General features: G+C 41.3%; 1 protein-coding gene and 2 pseudogenes. 1 reads left to right on the top strand and 2 read right to left on the bottom strand.

Annotation, left to right across the window (positions count from 1 at the left end; translation table 11 throughout):
• Both QZ562_RS21030 and QZ562_RS21025 read right to left on the bottom strand, forming a co-directional pair.
• Positions 1-313: pseudogene (locus QZ562_RS21030) on the bottom strand (transposase); the annotation flags it as partial.
• Between the two features lie 101 nt (positions 314-414).
• Positions 415-635 (bottom strand): annotated as a pseudogene (locus QZ562_RS21025) (transposase); the annotation flags it as partial.
• A gap of 474 nt (positions 636-1,109) precedes the next feature.
• Here QZ562_RS21025 and nei point away from each other — a divergent pair.
• On the top strand, positions 1,110-1,952 hold the full coding sequence (gene nei / locus QZ562_RS21020; RefSeq protein WP_293764667.1) for an endonuclease VIII: 843 nt from the start codon (positions 1,110-1,112) through the stop codon (positions 1,950-1,952).
• The last annotated feature ends 254 nt before the right edge of the window (positions 1,953-2,206 follow it).

Here is a 2,206-nt window from a genome sequence, read left to right as displayed (position 1 = left end):
GGTATAGCTGGTGCCACCGCCTTACGACTTCTTCCATAGCCCAGCCATCAGCCATGTCTTTGTCCACACACAGCACTACGTGGGTATGATTGTTCATCACTGCATAAGCACAGATACGGTAGCCGCGCTATCAATCGAAAACACTGACGATAGAAATAACAATCGCTCTTCCACCCAACCTCGGCGATGTTCGTAACTCTGTCCCGTAAATTTATCTTTGCCACACAAAAACGAACGGCGAACACAGCGTGAAACGCAATGTTAATAAGGGGGTATCGATTAAACTAATTTGGTTTTTACGTGACTGAGGCATGACAGACCATCCTTGGTTTTTTGAGTACCTTAAAGATTAGGACATAACGGCTGTTTTGCTACTTTTAAAAAGTGGGTGTCTTCTTTAGTTATGGCTTTGTCTTTATCCACACACAGCACCAAATGCACATGATTGCTCATCACTGCATAGGCACATATACCAATGACAAATACTGACGATAACCACAATACCTTATCTTCTACCCACGCCCGTCGGTGCTCATAACTCGTACCTGAATATTTATCAGTAGCGCGGCTACCGTACCACATAAAAAGGCACGTATAACACAGCGTGATACGCATTGGTAATAGGGGGTGTCAATGAGGCTGACCTAAGATGAACGAGGTTTGGGCATAAGTGATTACTTTCAATTTATGCTATTTCAATTGGGTTTATTAAAGCTTAGTGCAGAACAAAAAACAGTCAAATTATTATGGGTGGCCTAATTAATTTTGCCTTAAAAACTCTCCTCAGGCTAAACGAAGATGATGATGCCAATATGATGTAAGGCCCCAATCGAAGACTCTATTTTAATTCATCAATTAGGCAAATAAAACGTTGGGGGTCAATACAGAAAACGAATTAGCGCTAGCCCATTGTTCGAAAACCCAATGGATATTTAGGCTAAACAATGATGATAATGTAAAATATAGCATTCGAAATAAGCACTGTTGGATAGAACTGATCGCGGTAAGGTCAATATCGTATATGACTGTTAAACGGTTTACCGTCGGTGTTTTCTAGTAATGCCGATATGTCAAAGTACTTATCTTTTTGAACTATTAAAGGAATCAATATGCCAGAAGGTCCTGAAATACGCATTGCCGCTGATAAAATAGCAAAGATCATTGAAGGCAAAGTAATCGAAGATATTGAAGTAGGTTTGCCTCGCCTTCTTGAACCTTCACAAAAACTTAAAGGAATTAAAGTTGAAAAGGTTGAAACCCGTGGCAAAGCCATGTTGATACATTTTGCTAATGGGTTCACAATTTACTCCCACAATCAGCTTTACGGTGTTTGGAAAACAGCTAAGCGTGGTCATTTGCCCAAAACTAATCGCTCCCTGCGTTTGGCTTTACATACAAAACAAAAAAGTGCCTTGCTATACAGCGCCTCCGATATCGCAGTATATGATCAAAGTGAACTGGTGCAACATCCATTTTTGAGCAAAATTGGGCCTGATATTTTGAACAGTGAACTAGGCTGGGAAGTCGTTGCCGAGCGCTTGCAGCATAGCCGTTTCTGCAATAGAGGTTTAAGTGCACTGTATTTAGATCAGCACTTTATCGCCGGAATTGGCAATTACTTGCGTACTGAAATCTTATTTGCTGCTGGCGTCCATCCTGACTTTAAACCCAAACAACTTGACTCAAAAAAAATTGAGAGCCTTGCTAGGCAAACGTTAATTATTGGTAAGCGTGCCTACGATACAAAAGGGCACACCTTACTACCAACTTTGAGCGACAAACTGGCTAAAACAAAAGGCAGCTATGAAAGCATCCGTTTTATGGCTTTTAACCGCGAAGGTTTGCCCTGTCGTCATTGCGTGCAGCCTATTGTAAAAGCGAAGCGCAATGGTAGACGAATATATTGGTGTGAGAGTTGTCAGCCCACAGTGTCACTTGGTATTAAAGTTTGAACCTGTGTTCCACCCCAAGAGCGTGGATAATTAACAAGACACCCATCGTAATAAATCACAAACTATTTTTTGACTGCTCGTTATCATGGGTGTCTTGTTAATTCCTGGCTAGTGGTATTGCTCGTCTTCCCGTTTGCTGCTCAATCTGTTGTTTGAATCGATTGTCACCTAGCATCCATGCTTTATTTGTCGCATCCCTTATTTCCTGTAACGTGAGTTCAGGTATGTGGTGTTTAAACAGGTATTTATAAGCC

The organism is uncultured Paraglaciecola sp. (assembly GCF_913058035.1).
Classification (GTDB): Bacteria; Pseudomonadota; Gammaproteobacteria; order Enterobacterales; family Alteromonadaceae; genus Paraglaciecola.
The sequence above is the reverse complement of the archived record's forward strand: the minus strand, read 5'-3'. Positions and strand labels throughout refer to the sequence as shown.